The sequence below is a fragment of the Streptomyces sp. WAC 04229 genome, assembly GCF_003947455.1.
GTDB lineage: Bacteria > Actinomycetota > Actinomycetes > Streptomycetales > Streptomycetaceae > Streptomyces.
On the sequence record NZ_QHJH01000045.1, the window covers coordinates 1 to 18,163 of the forward strand.

The following is an 18,163-nucleotide window of genomic DNA, read 5'->3' on the forward strand; positions in this document are numbered from 1 at the left end:
GGCGGTGGCGGGGTGGGGTGTCGTTGTCGGGGTCGCGGGTGTAGGTGACGATGAGTTCGCGCAGGAGGGGGCTGACGGCGAGGACGGCGGGTGTGTCCAGGCCGAGGGGGTTGTCGGTGGTGGGCAGGCCGACGAGGTGGAGGTCGAGTCCGCCGTGGGCCTGGTGCCGGTGGACGGTGCCGGCGGGGATCCAGAGGGCGCGGGTGGCGGGAGCGATCCAGGAGCCCGCGTCGGTGGTCACCGCGATGGTGCCGCGGCTGGCGTAGGCGATCTGGTGGTCGTCGTGGCGGTGCGCGTCGATCTCGCCGCCGGAGGCCAGGTGCTGGGTCCGGGTCGGCGCGACAGCCGTGTGGCGGATTTCCTGCATCACCTGGCAATCTATCGGAAGCGCGTCATGGGGCGCCGCTCCCAGCATGGGTGGGGTGCGGAACAAGACATCGATCCTGCTGCTGGCCGTGGGGCACGCCTGCGTCGACATCTACCAGGGCGCCGTGGCGGCGCTGATCCCGTTCTTCGTGGCCGAACGGGACTACACCTACGCGGCCGCCTCCGGCATCGTGCTGGCCGCGTCCCTGCTGTCGTCGGTGGCCCAGCCGCTGTTCGGGGTGCTCACCGATCGATGGGCGATGCCGTGGCTGCTGCCGGTCAGCACCCTGCTGGGCGGGGTGGGCATCGCGCTCAGCGGCCTGAGCGGCTCCTACGGGCTCACCCTGTTCTTCGTCGCCGTCTCCGGCATCGGCGTGGCCGCCTACCACCCGGAATCCGCCCGCGTGGCCAGGAAGGCCGGCCAGGGAAGCCACAGCGCGATGAGCTGGTTCTCCCTCGGCGGCAACATCGGCTTCGCGCTCGCCCCGCTCATGGTGTCGGCCGCCGTCGGACACGGCTCCCTGCACCGGACACCCGTCCTCGTCCTGCCCGCGCTCGCCGGCGCCGCCCTGTGCGTACCCGTCCTGCGGATGCTCGCACGGCCCAGGACCGGCGCGGCCAGAACTCAAGTGCCCCCCGGCGCAGACGACGTGGCCTCGTTCGTGCGACTGTCGCTGGCGGTCGTCTTCCGCTCGGTCGTCTTCACCGGGCTGAGCACCTTCATCTCCCTCCACGCCCAGCAGCGCATGCAAGGCAGCACCACCGCGGGCACCGCCGCCCTGTTCCTGCTGTTCCTGGGCGGAGCCGCCGGCTCGGTCCTGGGCGGCTTCCTGGCCGGTCGCTACAACCGCGTCCGCGTCTGCCGCTGGTCCTACCTGCTCTCCATCGCCGCCGTCACCGGCGTGATCCACACACCAGGCCCGGCCATGTTCCTCTTCGTGGCTCTCACCTCCGCCGGCCTGTACGTCCCCTTCTCGCTCCAGGTCACCCTCGGCCAGGACTACCTGCCCTCCCGCATCGGCACGGCCAGCGGCATCACCCTCGGCCTCACCGTCAGCATCGGCGGCCTCGTCAGCCCCTTGCTGGGCCACCTCGCCGACACCACCACCCTCCGGACCGCCCTCACTCCCCTGATCGCCATGCCGGCCCTGAGCTGGCTTCTCTTCCGCACCCTGCCGGAACCCACGCCCCCCACCCGCACCGCCACACCCGCATCCGCATCCGCATCCGCATCCGCATCCGCACAGCAAGCCGCTCACCCTCGCGCGGCCGATGACCAGTGCCCTTGCCGCCGAGCCGGGAGCGCTGGTTGTCAGAAGGCGACATCATGAGGGATGGTTGCCTTAAGGCAACTGTTCCATCGAGGTGATGAGGTGAGGGATTCGCTCAGCGGGTCCTCGGTCTTTGGTATCCACCCAAGCACATACCGGCGCAAGCACGGATTCGGACCTCTCGTGGGGCGGGGCCCCGTACCCGGTTCTGGTCGCTGACGCAGAGGGCAGACTGACGCGCCGAAACGACGCTGCCGGCGCGCTCCTGCCCCGCGCGGTTCCCGGAACACCCCTGGTGGATGCGGCTCCCGCCTGGATCGCCGACGCTCATCAAGCGCTGCGCTTCCCCGGCCCGCGTACCGTCCCGGAGACCGATGGGCCGTGGTCCGGTGCGATCGGGGGCCGCCGTTTCGAGGCACATCCCAGTGTGCGGGACGACGGTTCGGTGGTGTGGTGGCTGGTTGACGACACCGATCACCAGTTGGCCCGGGAAGCCCTGCAGACGGAGCGGAAGCGGACCGCGTTCCTCGCCGAGGCGTCCAGCGCCCTGCTCTCCTCGCTGAATCTGGGGCGCTGCATGGATGTGACCGCGCAGATGGCCGCCGAGAGCCTCGCCGATGCGGCGCTGGTCGTCGCGCCCGCCCGCGGGCGTCGGCTCCCGGTGGTGACGTGCCTGCGTGGCGGGGTTCCCAGCCTGGCGCAGGAGAAGGCGGACCCCGAGGGGGTGCCCGGTCTGGCGGAGGCGCTGCGGGGGTTCCCGCCGGTGCCCTCGCGGTGGATCGACCCCGCGGCGGCGCCGCGGTGGATGGTGCCCGAGGGCTTCGGGCCGGTCGGCTCGATAGTGATCACCCCGTTGCCCGGGCACGGTGTCCCGGCCGGAGCGCTGGTGTTGCTGCGAAGGACGGAGACCGTCGCCTTCAGCGAGGAAGAGGAAGTCTTCGCACGGCTCTTCGCGGCCCGTTCCGGGGCGGCGATGTCGGCCGCCCGGCTCTACGCGGAGCAGAGCGCGATCACCGAGGTCCTGATGCGTGATCTTCTGCCGCCGGTGCTGCATCACGTCTCCGGGGTCGACTTCGCCGGCCGGTACCGGCCGGCGGGGGACCACGAACGCATCGGCGGGGACTTCTACGACGTGCACCCCGCCACCGCCGACGGTGACGCTTCCTTGGTCACGCTCGGGGATGTGTGCGGCAAGGGCCTGGAGGCCGCCGTACTGACCGGCAAGATCCGCAACACGCTGCACGCGCTGCTGCCGCTGGCGGACGACCACGAGCGGATGCTCGACGTGCTCAACACCACACTGCTCAACTCGCACACCACTCGGTTCGCGACCCTGGTCCTGGCCTCCGCCAAGCGCCGGGGCAGCGAGGTGGATCTCAGGCTGACCAGCGGCGGCCACCCCGCCCCTCTGATCGTCCGCGCGGACGGCACCGTCGAGGAAGCCGGGACCCGCGGCACCCTGATCGGGGCCGTGCCCACGATCTCCGCCCTCACCGCGGCCGTGTCCCTGGCCCCCGGCGAGTCCTGTGTCCTGTACACCGACGGCATCACCGAAGCCAGGGGCGGGCCGATGGGTGACGTCCTCTTCGGCGACGAGCGTCTCAAGCGCGCCTTGTCCGAGTGCGCGGGCATGCCCGCCGAGGGGATCGCGGAGCACGTGCACATGCTGGCCGCCCAGTGGCTCGGCCGAGGCCGTCACGACGACATGGCAGTCGTCGTGATCTCCGCTCCCCGCACCCACCGTCTGAGTGCGGTGAACGGCCACACACGGGGCAGGTACACCGCATGAACGCCAGTGTCTCGCCCCACCTCGCAGCCGGCACGGACCTGCGGGAGCCGGTGGACCTGCTGTGGGACGCCGTCTCGGCGGGGGATGAGCACGCGGCCACCGAGCTGGTTCTCCGTGCCCTCGACGAAGGGGCCGGACCGGAGAGCGTGCTGCTGGATGTCATCGCGGCCGTGCAGGGCAAGGTGGGTGAGGAGTGGGCGGCCAACCGGCTCAGCGTTGCCCAGGAGCACGCCGCGACCGCCATCAACGAGCGGGCGGTCACCGCGGTGAGCGTGCACCCCTCCGCCCGCACCGCGGTCTCCCGGGGCCGGATCACCGTCGCCTGCGTGGACGGCGAGTGGCACGCCCTGCCCGCCCGGCTCCTGGCCGAAGTACTGAAACTGCGCGGCTGGCAGATCGACTACCTCGGTGCGCAGGTCCCGTCACCGCACCTCATCGACCACCTTCACAGGACCCGCGCCGACGCGGTCGCCCTGTCCAGCTCGATCGCCACGCGGCTGCCCACGGCCCACGCGGCCGTCACCGCGTGCCAGGCCGTCGGCGTGCCCGTCCTCGTCGGAGGCGCCGCGTTCGGACCCGACGGGCGGTACGCACGACTGCTGGGCGCCGACGCGTGGGCCCCCGACGCCCGCACTGCCGCCGACCGCCTCGCCCAGGGGCCGCTGCCCCGGCCGCGGCCCGACCATCAGCAGATCGACGACCTGCCCCACCTGTCGGACCAGGAGTACACCCTGGTCAGCCGGAACAGCAGGTCCCTGGTGCGCGCCGTCTTCACCCAGCTGGAGACAACGTTTCCGGCCATGGCGTCCTACGACGATCTGCAACGCGAGCGGACCGCGGAGGACTTGGCGCACATCGTGGAATTCCTCGCCACCGCCCTCTACCTCGGCGACGAAGCCCTCTTCACCGGGTTCATCACCTGGACCGCGCAGATCCTGGTGGCGCGGGGTGTGCCGGCGAGGAGTCTGCCGCCGGCACTGGGGCTGCTGGCCCACGAACTCAAGGACTTCCCCCGGGCCTGCCGCATGCTCCGGGCTGCCACCCTCGTGCTCACGACCGCCCACTCCGACACCGCCGGGACCACCGCATGACCGCAATACCCCCCGATGACCTGCGCCTCGTCACGGTCGACACGCAGAACGAGGTCCGTATCGAGGTGCATGGCGACCTCGACTACGACCATGCCGACCTCCTCCTGGACGAGGCAACCGCCCAGCTCGCGGCCCGGCCCGGCCTCGAGGACCTCCATCTGCACTGCGCGGGACTCCGCATGGTCGACTCCTTGGGCCTGTCCGTCCTGCTGATGATCGGCCGCCGCACCACTCAGGCAGGAGTGCGACTGCACCTGGACGATCGACCTGCGCAGCTGGACCGTCTCCTGGACCTCACCGGCACCCTCGGCCACCTCACTGCTTCGGTCCCCGCCCGCGCCCCACGCTCCGTGGCGGGCGAAGACGACCTCCTTGCGGCCGGTCCCACCGGACCGGACGGCACCACCTGAACCAGTGTCCGGCCGCCGGCCGGGCAGAAGCACACCACTGAGGGCCACCATGACCGCACCGGACGCAGCCCCCGACAGGACCTGCCATGAGGCGATACGGTCCGCCGGCAGCATCACCGAACTCCTCGACGTGCTGTGGGAGCACGCCAGGAATGCCACCGACGGTGGCACCACGCCCACGTCGACATCCCAGCTGCGCCTGATGTACCTCGCCGACCGTGCGGACGGGATCCGGATGCGCGCCGTCTGCCAACTGCTCGCCTCCGCACCGTCCACCGTGACCCGCATGTGCGACCGCCTGCAAGCCGTCGGCTTCCTCGAACGCCTGCCCTGCCCCGGCAACGGCCGCGAGATCATCCTGCGGCTGACCCCCGCGGGCACCCGGCACCTGCTGCGCATCCGCGAGCAACGCGACCGAGTGCTCCACCGTGCCATCAGCAGCCTGCCCGCCACCGAGCGGCGTGCCCTCGCCACGGGACTCGCCGCGCTGCAAGCACAGCTCGACACCGATCACGGCGACGAGGACGCAACGCCCGCAGCACACTCCGCGGCTTGAGCGCCGTGTCCCCTGCGGGGGATCACTCGTCCGCGGACGCCGCGTCAACCGTGGGCGGTGGTGCGCAGTACGGCCCCGATCGTCTTTCCGGCAGCAGTGGTACGCACCCACACCTCGGCACTGAGCAGTTGGATCAAGGGCCAGCCGAACCCGCCCGGAGCATCAGCCCGGTCGCGGGCGTGGGTACGCGGGACGACGGGTGACGCGTCGGTCACGCTGATGGTGATCGTGTCCTGAGCGAGGCGCGCGTAGAAGGCCATCAGGCCGCCGCCGTGCCGGCCGGCGTTGGTGACCAACTCCGTGACCACGAGCAGGATGTCGTCGATGACCCGCGGAGGCGGGGCCGGATGGCACGTCAGAAGCAGTTCTCGGACGCGGTCACGCGCGGTGGCGGCGCTGAGGGGCGGCTCCAGCCCACCGGCTTTCGTCTCGGCTGTGGTCACGTGCCTTCGCCCCCTCTCCTCTCGGCCTCTCCCCCAGGCGGCCGGCCGAGCCTCTGGGGTGCGGCGCTCATGGCCGGTGGGCGGCGTCGCCGCGGGACCTGATCAGGGCCATGGCCGCCCCGATGTCGCTGGTGAGGTCGAAGGCACGGGCGACGTCGGTCAGCGTGAGAAGCCGCTCCACCACCGGGGGCAACTGGGTGAGCACGAGCGGGACGCCCACTCGGTCGTGTTCGGTCTTGGCGGCCAGCAGCGTGTGGAGGAAGCCGGAGTCGGCGAACGTGACCTTGGCCAGATCCAGGATGGTGCCCGTCGGGCGTTCCACCGGAGGGGCCAGGGTCAGGGCCAGGCTTTCGTCGCTGTCGGGGTCGAACTCCCCGACGGCCTGCACGATCCGCACCTCGTCGACCGTCGTGACGGTCACCTCAGCTTCGACTCCCATGCGGGGATTGTCCCAGGTCGCCGAAGAGGAGACACAGTGAGGGGTACGAGGAGCTACTGGGGACGCGGGCGCACGCGCGTCGGCGGCCGTCCTCGGTTCGTCAGTCCCGCCCGTACCAGTCGAGGCAGACGACCAGGGCGTCGTCGTCCAAGGGCGTGTTGCCGCGGTACGTGGCCAGCTCACGCAGCACCGCTCCGGGCACCTGCTGCGGCGGCAGCAGCCGGGCGGCGGTCAGTGAACGGGCGAGCGCTCGTTCCCCGTACTTCTCCGCCGAAGGGGAGACCGAGTCGTAGACGCCGTCGCTGCCGATCAGCAGCCGGTCGCCGGGAAGCACCTGGAAGTACTCGGAGGTGTAGTGGGTGTCCTCGAACATACCGAGAGGCAACTGCGCCTCCAGGGGCAGGGAGTCGACGTCCTTGTCCCGCATCCGCCAGATGCGGGGCGATCCGGCGTCCACGGCCTCGACCTCGCCGGTCGCGAGGTCGAAGCGCAGCAGAACGACCGACACGTGCGCGGAACCGCGGTACTGCGCGTACACCGCCTGGTCGGCGAGTGCCGCCTGGTCGGCCAGGCCCAGCCCGGCACGCCGGGCGTTGCGCATGGCGTTGACGGCGAGGTTGGTGAGCAGGGCCGCCTCGATGCCCTCGCCCATGCCATTGGTGACGGTGAGCGTGAGATGGTCGGCGGACGCGGACCAGTCGAAGTTGTCCCCGAAGATCGCGTACGCGGGCTCCAGATGGCCGCCGAGGGAGAACTCGGGGCGAGAGCAGGCACGGCCCGGCAGCAGCTGCCACTGCATCTCCGCCGCCAGGGTCAGGCGCGCGGCACGCCGAGCGAGCAGATAGAGGTCGGTGTCACGCTCCGCGACGAGGATCTCGTGGCCGAGAACGTCGCAGAGGTGCTGCATCTCCGGAATCAGCTCCTGAGAGTGGCGGTCCTCCGGCAGGGTGACGGACAGGACTCCCAGGCGGTCGCCGCGGATCGTGACCGGGAGGTGAACGGTCACCGCGTGTGCGTCGGGATCGGCGAGAACGAAGGGTTCCTGCGACCCGAACGCCCTGCCCTGCGGGCTGTCGTGGATCATGACCGGCTCCGTGGTGAACGGCACCGTCTCGACCGCCTGGAGCGAGCGCATTCCGTAGTCGGCCATGCGCAGTTCGACGCGTGCGGCGCCGTACTGCTCCATGAGGGCGGCTGTCACGACGTCGAGCAGCGCGTTCGGCGTCGCCGCACGCAGCGCTCGCTCCACGGAGGTGAGTCTGTCCACTTGTCCCGCTCCCTTACGTACCGCTTCCAGCGGTTGCGTCGCATTCTAGCGATGTGACTGTCTTCGACAGCGGGCGTACGGACTGGCGGTGAACGGGCCCGTCGGCTTCGTCAGCCCCGGTGCGACCGGTTCGGCGGCAGTCGGTCCGCGAGGACGCGCTCCGCCGTGTTCACCGAGTCCACCAGCGGGTGCAGTGCCAGGGCCCGCAGCGCCGCGGACCGCGAGCCGCCGGCCGCCGCCTCGATCGTCGCGCGCTCCACCGCCTTCACGCTGAGCATCAGGCCGAGCTGGTCCGGCGCCACCGGCCCCGTGGCCAGGGGGGTCGCGCCGGTGGCGTCGACCAGGCAGGGCACCTCGACGACCGCGTCCGCGTCCAGGCCCGGGACGGCCGTGCGGTTGCGGACGTCGAGGATCAGCGTCGTCCGCTCGTTGCGGGCGATCGCGCGCATCAGCGCCAGCGCGACCCGGTCGTAGCCGCCGCCCTCGAGATCGGACGCGGCGCGCTGCCAGCCGCCCGTGCTCTCCCGGCTCTCGGCCATGTACGTCTCCTCGCGTTCCTGGCGCGTGCGCTCCCACGCGGCGAAGGCGTGCTCCGGCCGGGCGGCCGCGTCCGCGTAGAAAGCGGCCTGCTGCTCGCGCAGGAACTCCCCGCGGGTCGCGGGGGCCTGCCGCAGCGCCGTGACCGCCTCCCGGTTGAAGTAGTAGTAGTGCAGGTACTCGTTGGGCAGCGCGCCGAGCGTCCGCAGCCAGTCGGCGCCGAAGAGCCTGCCCTCCTCGAAGGACTCCAGCGCGGTGGCGTCCGCCAGCAGCTCCGGCAGCCGGTCGCGGCCGTCCACGGTGACCCGCCGCAGCCAGCCGAGGTGGTTGAGCCCCACGTAGTCGTAGCCCACGCGGTCCGGATCCGCTCCCAGTGCTCGTGCGGCCCGCCGGCACAGTCCGACCGGCGAGTCGCAGATGCCGATGACGCGGTCCCCGAGAACCCGCTGCATGGCCTCGGTGACCATGCCCGCCGGGTTGGTGAAGTTGATGACCCAGGCGTCCGGCGCGACGGCCGCGACCCGTTCGGCGATCCGCACCGCCTCGGGCACCGTGCGCAGCCCGTACAGGACGCCGCCGGCGCCGACCGTCTCCTGTCCGAGGATCCCCTCGCCGAGTGCCGCACGCTCGTCCCGGGCACGGCCCTCCAGGCCACCGACGCGGATCGCGGAGAAGACGAAGTCCGCGCCGCGCAGCGCGTCGTCGAGGTCGGTGGTGGTCCGGACGACGGGCGGAGCCGGCCGGTCGTTCCCGGCGAGCGCGGCCGCCTGCTCGGCGAGGACCGACGCGATGGCGTCGAGCCTCGCCCGCTCGGTGTCGTACAGCACCAGTTCGGTGCACCGGCCGGCCGCGTCGCCGTCGTCCGTGACCAGGGCGCGGTGGACGAGCGGTACGCGGAACCCGCCGCCGCCGAGCAGAGTGAGCCTCATACGGTGATTACCTCCGTCCCGGCATCGCGGAACGCCGCGAGGGTGGCCGGGTCCGATGTGTCGTCGGTGATCAGGGCGTCGGTCGTCGCCCGTTCCACCGGCGCCTCCTCATGGGTGCTGTCCAGCACGCTGCCGTCCCTCAGCACGTCGCTCGCGTCCGGGAGGAGCCGCCGGACGGGCGGTACGCCCTCCCCACCGAAAACGGCGAGCAGTTTCTCGCGGCGTGCCTCTCGCAGCATGCCCCGCAATGTACTCCGCAGGGCGACGGTGAGCCTTGCTGGACGGGCAGCGACGGCCGCGTTGTTCGGCGGCCGTGCCGGTCGTGCGCACGACTGCCGCAGCCGGGCGCCCCCTCAGGGGCCCGGGAGCAGACCGTCTTCCGCGAGCCGTGCGGCCAGGTGCGTGCGGGCCGGTTTGCCGCTGACCGTGCGGGTGACGGCGCTGTGGGCGACCTCGACGACGGCTTCCGGGGCGACGGCGAAGTCCGCGGTGATTCGGGCCGCGACGCGGGCGGTGTCGACCCGGCGGCCCCGTTCCGCGACGAACGCGACCACGAACGAGGCGCCGTGCGGGAGCACGACGCACTCCGCGACGCCCGGTTCCGCGGCCGCCACGTGTTCCACGTCGGCGACGAACACGTTGGCACCGTTGACGCACACCCGGTCGGAGCGCCTGCCGTCGAGATACAGCATGCCCGCGTCCAGGTGGCCCAGGTCGCCGGTGTCGAACCAGGTGGTGCGGTGGTCGGTGGCGCCGTCGTAGCCGTCGAAAAGGGTCTCCCCGCGCAGTTGCACACGGCCCGTCTCCGCCGGGACGCAGGCACGCCCCCTCTCGTCCACGACGCGCAGGGCGAGGCCGGGCACGGGGGTACCGAGGCAGGCGGTGCCGACCGGGCCACCGGTGCGGAAGCCGGCGGTGGGATCCGTCAGCCGGTGCGCGGTGGCCATCAGGACGGCTTCGGCGAGGCCGTAGCAGAAGACCAGCGCCGAGGAGCCGAAACCCCAGGGGGCGGTGGTGTCGAGGAAGGTGCGCACGGTCCGGCGGCGGATGGGCTCCGCACCGCAGAAGACGGTGCTCCAGGCCCGCAGCAGCCCGGGATCGGGCTCCTCCTTGGCGGCCGTCTCCGTCATCCGGGCCGCCAGGTAGCGCAGCATGAAGTCGGGGAAGGCACTGTGGACGCGTTCGGCGTCCCGCACGAGGCGCAGCGCGGCCATGGGTCTGCGCAGGAAGGTGCCGGGATCCTCCAGTACGAGGTCCGCGCCCCGGACGAGGGCGGTCAACGTGCCGATCAGCCCCATGTCGTGGTGGAGCGGCAGGGCCAGGAGACCGGTGTCGCCGGGCCGCATGCCGGACACCCCGCCGATGGCCTCGATGTTGCCGAGGACGGCGCGGTGGCTGAGCGGGATGGGGCGTGGCATACCGGTGGAGCCGCTGGTGTACTGGACGAACGCCAGGTCGCCCGGCTCCCCCGGTGCGGCTCCGGGCGCCCGGTGCGGGCCTGTGTCGAGGGCCAGTTCGTTCATGCCGTGCCCCGGGATCCGGAAGGCGTGGCGGGCCCGCTGCTGCCGGGCGACCTGGGCCAGGTACCGCTCGACGGCCGTGCCGGGCACGCGCGGCTTCACGGAGACCGGGACCGCCCCCAGGTGCATCAGCCCGAGCAGCGCCAGCACGCTCTCCCTGGAGCTTCCCACGCGCAGCATCACCCGGTCCCCGGCTGCTACGCCCTGGGCTGCGAAGCCGCCGGCCGCCGCCGCGACCTGCTCGGCGAACTCGGGGTAGGTCAGGGTCTCCCGCCGGGCGGAGGTGCCGAAGGTGACGGTCGCGTCGTCGCGGTGCGCCTGGGAGGCGAGGGCGGCGGACAGGGTGGGGTGTGCCCGCCGGCTCATGCCGGGCTCGCGGAGGTGTCCAACATGGCCTGCAGATCGACCCGGTGGGCCCGCTTGGTGTGGCGGTCGACGAGGCCGAGCCGCACCCGGCCGCGGGCCGCCACCGTGCCGTCGGGCAGTTCGACGTCCTGGGCCAGGGAGAAGCTGTAGGGCGAGCGTCCCGCCAGAGACGTGCGCACGGCAAGGCGGCCGACCGGGTCCCAGTCGACCGCTCGCAGGAAGTCCAGACGGAGCTGGAGCACGACGGCCACCAGGGTGCCCTCGCGCGCGTCGGCACCGTGCGCGAGTCCCCACTCCCAACGGCCGGTCTCCAGCAGTTGGACGTACACGCTGTTGTTCAGATGTCCCGCCCGGTCGAAGTCGTTGGGACGCAGGGCCACTTCACAGACGTGCTCCAGGACGGGTGGTGTGGCGGTGGTCATGCGACCTGCCCTTCGTTCGTCGTCGTCCCGGCCAGGAGGACGACCACCGCGCCGGCCATGCCGCCGGTGTGGCTGATCGACACCTCGGCGCGGACACCGTGCTCCCGGCACCAGCGGGCGATCTCTCCGTACAGCCGCAGCCGGGGCTGGCCGGCGGGTCCGTGGTCGATCTCGATCTCCGGGAAGTTGTACGCCGGCGCGCCGCCCATCGAGCTGAGGGCCTTGACGAAGGCCTCCTTGGCGGACAGCAGTCCCGCCAGGGACGCGTCCGGGTCGGGGCGGGAGCGGCAGTGCGCCCGCTCCCCCTCGGTGAACACCGTGCCGCTATCGCGCAAGTGCCGCCGCTGAGCCAGCTCCGCGACGGACTGCAGATCGAATCCGGTCGACATCGTTCGTGCGGAGGCTGGCGAAGTAGGCACGCTTCAGGTCCTCGTAGGATCGGGTCTCGATGCCGGTGACTTCTCGCACCAGGGCGAACACACTGCTGAGCTTGCGGGCGTGCACCGAGCCCTCGTGCAGGGCGTCGTCGCCCAGCGCGAACTCGTCCTCGTCGGTCCGGATCCGCTCCCACCAGTTGACGAACCCCTGGCGCTCGGTCTGGGCCTCACGAGCGGACCCGTAGGTCTCACCGCCGTCGGGACGGATCCAGGTGTACGCCATCGACAGGACGTCCTTGACGGGGTAGACGCCGGACTGCACCAGGGCCTTGGCGAAGGCGGCGAAGTACTGCCGGTGCTGCACCTCGTCCTTCATGATCGTGTGGAAGACGTCGTGCACCAGCTCGTCGTCGCTCGTGCGGGCCGCGTGCTGGTACGAGACGCAGGCCTCGATCTCCACACAGGCCTGGAGGACGCAGACCCGGGCGTAGTTGTCGGTCGGGAAGGCACCGCGGTGCTCCACGACCTCCTCGGTGTCGATCGGGTCGATGCCCGCCATCTCCATCAGACGTCCGAAGGAGACCTCGTGGTGGGCCTCCTCCTCCAGCCAGTAGCGGGCCGACCAGGCCGCGGCCACGTGCAGGACGTCGCTTCCCAGCGGGTTGGACTCGCGTATCTCGTGGGCGAGTTTGACGCCGTCCACGGCGAGCCGGATACCGGCCGGCTGGGTGGTGAGCTCGGCTCGGGCGGCGTGCCACAGGGCCGCCTTGTCGCTCTCGCCCGGACGGGTCAGGCGACGGCCGTCGAAGAGGTCGTCGGACGACCAGCGGCGCCGCTCGTGGTAGCTCTGCTGGACGCGCAGGACGTCGGTGATGGTGGCGCCGGCGCGCAGCTCCCCCACGATGTCGGTCATGATCAGCATGTCTCTCGCCTTCCGTTGCGGCGGACCCGTGCGGAGGATCCCGCTCAGGACGAGGTGGGTGCGAGCTGCTTGCCGAGGGCCTGGACGACGTCCTGCGCGGTGTGGTCGAGGGTCATCGTCGGCAGTTCGACGTCGTCGTCGAAGCCGGTGTCCGCGAGGGCGCCCGCGAACGCGTCCAGCAGGTCGATGGAGTTGATCGCGGTCGGTGAGGCGACGAGGACCGCTGACAGCGGCTGCCCGGCGAACACCTCCTCCGGCGTGAGGCCGAGGCGCCGTGCGACGTGCTGCTTGAGTTCGGTGAGCAAGGTGTCTCCCTGTGTGTGTCGGACGCGGGCCCGACGGGCGGGCGCGGGCCTAACGGGCGGGCGCGGCGGACCAGTCGGGTGACCTGCCGAGCGAGGTCAGGACGAGGTCGAGGGAGCTCGCGCCGGGGGGCGGCGGCAGTGCGGGACGGAAGAGGGGGTCGGGGACGAGCCTGCGTTCGTCGTCCGGAACGCGCAGGGCGAAGGCGAGGGCGGCCTCGGTGGTCGCCTCGTCCAGCTCCAGGGGCACGCCGAGGGTGCGGGCGACGTCCCAGCCGTGGACCACATGGTCCAGGAAGTGGAAGCCGATGGCGACCGTGGCCGGGAAACGCACGGTGGTGCTGATCTCCGGGAGGGTGAACTCCCGGGTGAGCACGCCGGGCTCGGCGAAGGCGTCGACGGCCGCCCATGCGGCGTCCCGGTAGGTGGCCGACGGGTCGTCACCCGGCGCGCGGGGCTGCCACGCCGCGAGGTCGGCACCGCCACCGGCAGCGGCCGCGGCGAAGCCGTGGTGCTGGGCGGCCATGTGGGCCACGAGCCGGCTGAGCGTCCATCCGGCACAGGGTGTCGGCAGGTCCCAGTGGGTCGGGTCGGCCTGGCGCACCAGGCGTACGGTCTCCAGCACAGCCGTCCGGTCGAGCTTCCGGATATCCATGCGGGCCCTTTCGCGAGTGAGTGGGTCCGGGCAGAAACATTAGCACGACCGTGCGTTCAGTTTCAGGCTCATGCCCGGACCCGTGCCCCGACCCGCGGCCCGTCGATGACGTCCGGCGGTCCGGGCCGCCCGTCAGCGGTGCCCGGCCCCGCCGGTGGCCCGGAACTCGACGAACCGGGCCAGCCTGCGCACCCCCTCGACGATCTGATCACGCGTCAGGGCACTGCAGGAGAGCCTGAGCCGGTGTTCGCCGCCGCCGTCCGTGTAGAAGTCGCTCATCGGGGTCCACAGCACCCCGTAGGTGCGCGCGGACTCCTCCAGGGCCTTGTGGTCGGCGAGGAAGGGGACGTCGACAACGAGGAAGTAGCCCCCCGTCGGCTCGTTCCAGTTCAGGCCGAGGGCGCGCCGCCGCCCCTCGGGGAAGTGCCGCTCCAGTTCGTCGAGCAGGGTGGCCAGATTGCCGGCGTAGTGGGCGATGGCCCCGGCGTTGGCCTCGCGCAGCCGGCAGTCGCACTCCACGAGCAGCCCGCCGATCACCGCCTGCCCGACGGCCGAGGTGTTGACCGTGGTCATGCTCTTGATCTTCGACAGCTCGTCGGCCAGCAGGGAGCGCCGGCCGCCGGGGCCGACGACCTCCTGGTCGGCGACGACGTAGCCGACGCGCGCGCCGGGCAGCGCCGTCTTGGCGAACGACCCCAGGTGCAGCACCCGGCGCTCGCGGTCCAGCGCCTTCAGCGTGGGGCGGGCGGAACCGGCGCGGACGAAGAACCCGTAGGGGTCGTCCTCCAGGACGAGCAGGTCCGCCTCCGCCGCGACCCACAGCAGCCGTTCGCGCGCGGCGAGGGTCATGCTCGTCCCGGACGGGTTGGCGAAGTCCGGCACCACGTACAGGGCGCGCGGCCGCCTGCCCGCCGCGCGCAGCCGGCGGGCCGCGGCCAGGAAAGCCTCGGGATCCGGGCCGTCGGCACCCTCGGGCACCGGGTGGGTCGCGATGTCGAGCAGCCGGGCCGCGCCGGTGACGCCGACGTAGCAGGGCGAGCTGACCAGGAGCGTGTCCTCGGGGCGGGCGAACAGGGCCCGCAGGGTGAGCAGCATGGCCTCCTGGCAGCCGGTGGTGACGACGACCGACTCCGGGGCCACGTGGATCCCCTCGTCGTTGGCCAGGGTGCGGGCGACGAGTTCGTGGATGATGCCGTTGGTGCGCCCGTACTGGAAGAGGTGAGTGCGCACCCGGTCCTTGGACCAGCCGCGCGCCCGCTCCAGGTGGTGGGTGTAGGAGCGCAGGTGGCGGGCGAGATCGTCCGTTTCGAAGGTGCCCTCGGCGGGCCGGCCCGGGGCGAAGGAGAGCGCCTCGGGGAAGCGGGCGACGACCTCGTTGAGGAAGTTCATCGCGTCCAGCACCGGGTCGGTGAGCGAGGCGTGCAGGTCGTCCAGGGCGAGAGCCCGGGGGGTCGTGGTGTCGGTCATGGTCAGTCCCCGCTCGCGGCGTCGGCGAAGGCGGTGCGCAGGTGTGCCGCGACCTGCCCGACGGCGCGGCGGGCCGCGTCGAGCGTGCCGGACATGGTGAAGAAGCCGTGGGCCAGCCCCGGGTAGCGGGTCGACTCGACGGGCACGCCGCTCGCCCGCAGCCGTGCTGCGTAGCTCTCGCCCTCGTCGCGCAGCGGGTCGTACTCGGCGGTGATGACCAGGGCGGGCGGCAGGCCGGAGTGGTCGGGGGCCCGCAGCGGTGAGGCGAGGGGGTGCGTACCGTCCCGCGGGGTGGCGAGGTAGTTGTCCCAGTACCAGTGCACCGACTTGTCGTTGAAGAGCAGCGGGTCGGTGTTCTCCCGGCGCGACGGGGTGTCCGCCAGGTAGTCGGTGTTCGGGTAGACGAGCACCTGGGTGACGAGGTCCGGGCCGCCCTCGTCGCGGGCCATGAGGGTCACGGCCGCGGCGAGGTTGCCGCCCGCGCTGTCACCGGCGACGGCCAGACGGCTCGCGTCCCCGCCGAACCGGCCGGCGTGCTCCGCGGCCCACCGCACGCCCGCGAAGCAGTCCCGGGGTGCCGCGGGGAACTTGTGCTCGGGGGCCAGTCGGTAGCCCACGGCGACGACGAGGCAGCCCGCGGAGTTGGCCAGGTGCCGGCACAGCGCGTCGCTGGTGTCCAGCGAGCCCAGGGTCCAGCCGCCGCCGAAGAAGTAGACCAGCACGGGCAGCGGCCCCTCACCCGACGGGCGGTACACGCGCAGCGGCAACGGGCCGCCCGGGCCGTCGAACGACAGGTCGTGCACCTCCCGCACCGGCTCGGGGGTGCCGGCCGCGCCCTGGACGTCCGCCAGGTCGGCCGCTCGCGCCTCCTGGAGCGTCATCGTGTAGAGCGGCCGGACGCCGTGCTCGGCGCGCCGGTCGTAGAGGGCCTGCAACTGCGGGTCAAACGGCATGATGCCTCCGTTCCAGGCCCGCGATCACTGCGGTCGCGGGCGGTTCAAGGGTGTCGGGCAGCACGGACGGGTCCGTCGCGATGCCGCGCAGCCGGGCGACGATGCCGTCGGCGGCCCTGCCGTAGCAGGCGAAGTTCCCGTGCAGCACGGACTCCGCGTTGGCCATCTCCAGCAGGGCGACGAGCTCGAAGGCGAGCTGGGCGGCGTCGGCGTCCGCGCGGACCTCGCCGGCCGCCTTCGCCTCGTCGATCGTCTGCTCCACGAGGGTGAACCAGTTGCCGTGCGCGCCCGCCACGGCGTCGTGCACCTTGCCCTGGCGGGCGTCGTACTCGGCGGACACCGAGTAGAAGAAGCACCCGCCGGGGAAGACGCGCTGAGCCGAGTAGGCCAGCCAGTTGCCGCACAGGCAGCGGAGCCGGCCGAGGCCGGCGGGCAGGTCGCGGGCCGGCTGCACCACGCGGGCGATGAAGACCTTGATGGCGGCGCGCACGGTGGCGAGCTGCAGTTCCTCCTTCGATCCGAACAGGGCGAAGACGCCGCTCTTGCTGAGGTTCAGCTCACTCGCCAGGCGGCCGAGCGACAGCCCCTCCAGGCCTTCCACCGACGCGATCGCGACGGCTCGCTGGAGGATCGCCCGCCGGGTCCGGTTGCCCCGTTCGATCCGTCCGTCCGTGTCTGTTCTTGCCAAGGAACACCTCCTCGATGCCTCCCACCGGGTGCGTCCGCCGTGACCAGCCGGTTCCAGGTTTATGTGGACGACCGTGCGGTCATGTGGGAGAGTTCGGTCAGTGTACGCGCGTGCGGTTACTTCGGAAGCACGGTCGAACACGCCGGAACAGGCCGAGAACACGGGGGTGTTCGCTGATGTCGTTGGCGCTTCACGAGTACGAGGCGGTGGCCAGGGAGCGGCTCGCCGGCCCGGTCTTCGACTTCCTGGCGGGCGGCAGCGGGACCGAGTCGATGCTGTCGGCCGCCCGCGACGCCTTCGACCGGATCCGGCTGCGGCCACGCTGCCTCGTCGACGTCTCGGACTGCGACCCGCGCACGTCGCTGCTGGGTGCCGAACTGGCGGCGCCTCTCGGCATCGCCCCCATGGCCTACCACCGACTGGCGCACGACGAGGGCGAGTCGGCGACGGCACGGGCGGCCGGAGAGGCCGGCGCACTGCTCACCGTCAGCATGTTCGCCAGCCGCACCCTGGAGGAGATCGCAGCCGCTGCGACGGGTCCGCTGTGGTTGCAGCTCTACTGGCTCAGACGGCGCCAGCCCATGCTCGACCTCGTCCGCAGGGCGGAGGAGGCGGGGTACCGGGCCCTGGTCCTGACGGTCGACGCCCCGCGGGTCGCCCACCGCCCGCGGGACGCGCGCAACGGCTTCGCCGTACCGGACGGCATCCGCGCGGTGAACATCGATCCCGCCGTCATGTCCTCCTCCCATACCGACCGGCCGGGCGAGTCCGCCGTCGCCCGGCATTCCCGCGAGCAGTTCGACCCTTCCGTCACCTGGGAGGACCTGGCCTGGCTGCGCGAACGCACGTCGCTGCCGCTCGTCCTGAAGGGCCTGCTCACCAAAGAGGACGCCGAACTCGCGGTGAAGCACGGCGCCGACGGAATTGTCGTCTCCAATCACGGGGGGCGCCAGCTCGATTTCGCCCGGCCCGCGATGGAGGCACTCCCGGAGATTGCCGAATCCGTATCGGGCCGATGTCCGATTGTCCTCGACGGTTCGATCCGGCACGGCGCCGACATCGCGAAGGCACTCTGCCTGGGCGCCGACATCGTTTTCGTGGGCCGCCCGGTCCTGTGGGGGCTCGCACATTCCGGCCGCGCCGGCGTTCTTGCGGTGCTGCGGGTCCTCATGGACGAGTTCGAAGAAGTCATGTCCCTCATGGGCGCCCCGCGCATCCCGCTTTTCGGCCCCTCGGGAGTTACTCTCCGGTGAATTCACGCTGACCCCCGATCGCCACCCATTCATCTTTCCTCGACCGGATGAATGGTCATTCGGCATGCCCGGAAATACCTGCTCAGAGACATCGCCGCAGTGCAACAGGTCACCAAAACTTCGCTTGCTTACTCACAGGT

General features: G+C 71.8%; 21 protein-coding genes. 6 read left to right on the forward strand and 15 right to left on the reverse strand.

The window, feature by feature from the left end; translation table 11 throughout:
* On the reverse strand, positions 1-367 hold a 367-nt coding region (locus tag DMH12_RS15025), incomplete at its 3' end, for a cupin domain-containing protein (RefSeq protein WP_125492071.1).
* A gap of 46 nt (positions 368-413) precedes the next feature.
* On the opposite strand from DMH12_RS15025, the gene DMH12_RS15030 reads away from it, so the two are divergent.
* The 5 genes from DMH12_RS15030 to DMH12_RS15050 all read left to right on the forward strand — a co-directional run bounded on the left by DMH12_RS15030 (position 414) and on the right by DMH12_RS15050 (position 5,483).
* Complete coding sequence (locus DMH12_RS15030; RefSeq protein ID WP_260474215.1) at positions 414-1,697, forward strand: MFS transporter; 1,284 nt, start codon at positions 414-416, stop codon at positions 1,695-1,697.
* A 148-nt stretch (positions 1,698-1,845) separates the two neighbouring features.
* Positions 1,846-3,426 carry a PP2C family protein-serine/threonine phosphatase gene (locus tag DMH12_RS15035; protein WP_260474217.1) on the forward strand — a complete coding sequence of 527 codons (1,581 nt, stop codon included), beginning with the start codon at positions 1,846-1,848 and terminating at the stop codon, positions 3,424-3,426.
* Complete coding sequence (locus DMH12_RS15040) at positions 3,423-4,517, forward strand: B12-binding domain-containing protein (protein WP_125492074.1); 1,095 nt, start codon at positions 3,423-3,425, stop codon at positions 4,515-4,517. The genes DMH12_RS15035 and DMH12_RS15040 overlap by 4 nt, the downstream gene beginning before the upstream one ends.
* On the forward strand, positions 4,514-4,927 hold the full coding sequence (locus tag DMH12_RS15045; RefSeq protein WP_125492075.1) for an STAS domain-containing protein: 414 nt from the start codon (positions 4,514-4,516) through the stop codon (positions 4,925-4,927). The genes DMH12_RS15040 and DMH12_RS15045 overlap by 4 nt, the downstream gene beginning before the upstream one ends.
* A 49-nt stretch (positions 4,928-4,976) precedes the next feature.
* Entirely contained in the window at positions 4,977-5,483 is a 507-nt protein-coding gene (locus tag DMH12_RS15050; RefSeq protein ID WP_125492076.1) for a MarR family winged helix-turn-helix transcriptional regulator, read from the forward strand.
* 44 nt (positions 5,484-5,527) lie between these two features.
* Here DMH12_RS15050 and DMH12_RS15055 read toward each other — a convergent pair whose 3' ends face one another.
* The 14 genes from DMH12_RS15055 to DMH12_RS15120 form a co-directional block, all read right to left on the reverse strand.
* Positions 5,528-5,926, reverse strand: a complete 399-nt coding sequence (locus DMH12_RS15055) for an ATP-binding protein (protein ID WP_125492077.1) — start codon at positions 5,924-5,926, stop codon at positions 5,528-5,530.
* 67 nt (positions 5,927-5,993) lie between these two features.
* Positions 5,994-6,365, reverse strand: coding sequence for an STAS domain-containing protein (locus DMH12_RS15060; RefSeq protein WP_125492078.1), 372 nt, complete (start codon positions 6,363-6,365; stop codon positions 5,994-5,996).
* Positions 6,366-6,465: 100 nt separating this feature from the next.
* Positions 6,466-7,632 carry a PP2C family protein-serine/threonine phosphatase gene (locus tag DMH12_RS15065; protein WP_125492079.1) on the reverse strand — a complete coding sequence of 389 codons (1,167 nt, stop codon included), beginning with the start codon at positions 7,630-7,632 and terminating at the stop codon, positions 6,466-6,468.
* 110 nt (positions 7,633-7,742) lie between these two features.
* Positions 7,743-9,098, reverse strand: coding sequence for a 6-phospho-beta-glucosidase (locus tag DMH12_RS15070; protein ID WP_125492080.1), 1,356 nt, complete (start codon positions 9,096-9,098; stop codon positions 7,743-7,745).
* A complete protein-coding gene (locus tag DMH12_RS15075; protein WP_260474216.1) occupies positions 9,095-9,337 on the reverse strand; it encodes a hypothetical protein in 243 nt (80 codons plus the stop codon). Before DMH12_RS15075 ends, DMH12_RS15070 begins: the two co-directional genes overlap by 4 nt.
* A 114-nt stretch (positions 9,338-9,451) precedes the next feature.
* Positions 9,452-10,984, reverse strand: a complete 1,533-nt coding sequence (locus DMH12_RS15080) for an AMP-binding protein (RefSeq protein WP_125492081.1) — start codon at positions 10,982-10,984, stop codon at positions 9,452-9,454.
* Entirely contained in the window at positions 10,981-11,406 is a 426-nt protein-coding gene (locus tag DMH12_RS15085; RefSeq protein WP_125492082.1) for a thioesterase family protein, read from the reverse strand. Before DMH12_RS15085 ends, DMH12_RS15080 begins: the two co-directional genes overlap by 4 nt.
* A complete protein-coding gene (locus tag DMH12_RS15090; protein ID WP_125492083.1) occupies positions 11,403-11,795 on the reverse strand; it encodes a holo-ACP synthase in 393 nt (130 codons plus the stop codon). Before DMH12_RS15090 ends, DMH12_RS15085 begins: the two co-directional genes overlap by 4 nt.
* Positions 11,731-12,705 carry a hypothetical protein gene (locus tag DMH12_RS15095; RefSeq protein WP_125492084.1) on the reverse strand — a complete coding sequence of 325 codons (975 nt, stop codon included), beginning with the start codon at positions 12,703-12,705 and terminating at the stop codon, positions 11,731-11,733. Before DMH12_RS15095 ends, DMH12_RS15090 begins: the two co-directional genes overlap by 65 nt.
* A gap of 44 nt (positions 12,706-12,749) precedes the next feature.
* On the reverse strand, positions 12,750-13,010 hold the full coding sequence (locus DMH12_RS15100; RefSeq protein ID WP_125492085.1) for a hypothetical protein: 261 nt from the start codon (positions 13,008-13,010) through the stop codon (positions 12,750-12,752).
* A 49-nt stretch (positions 13,011-13,059) separates the two neighbouring features.
* Positions 13,060-13,662 carry a TIGR03086 family metal-binding protein gene (locus DMH12_RS15105; protein WP_125492086.1) on the reverse strand — a complete coding sequence of 201 codons (603 nt, stop codon included), beginning with the start codon at positions 13,660-13,662 and terminating at the stop codon, positions 13,060-13,062.
* Positions 13,663-13,794: 132 nt separating this feature from the next.
* Positions 13,795-15,129: a PLP-dependent aminotransferase family protein gene (locus tag DMH12_RS15110; RefSeq protein ID WP_125492087.1), complete on the reverse strand. Its 1,335-nt coding sequence runs from the start codon at positions 15,127-15,129 to the stop codon at positions 13,795-13,797.
* A gap of 2 nt (positions 15,130-15,131) precedes the next feature.
* Positions 15,132-16,082, reverse strand: a complete 951-nt coding sequence (locus DMH12_RS15115) for an alpha/beta hydrolase (RefSeq protein WP_125492088.1) — start codon at positions 16,080-16,082, stop codon at positions 15,132-15,134.
* Entirely contained in the window at positions 16,072-16,770 is a 699-nt protein-coding gene (locus DMH12_RS15120) for a TetR/AcrR family transcriptional regulator (protein WP_125492089.1), read from the reverse strand. The genes DMH12_RS15115 and DMH12_RS15120 overlap by 11 nt, the downstream gene beginning before the upstream one ends.
* Positions 16,771-16,946: 176 nt before the next feature.
* Between DMH12_RS15120 and DMH12_RS15125 the strand changes: the two genes are divergently transcribed.
* Positions 16,947-18,023 (forward strand): alpha-hydroxy acid oxidase, encoded by a 1,077-nt coding sequence (locus DMH12_RS15125; protein WP_125492090.1) that lies wholly within the window; start codon positions 16,947-16,949, stop codon positions 18,021-18,023.
* Positions 18,024-18,163 lie beyond the last annotated feature (140 nt).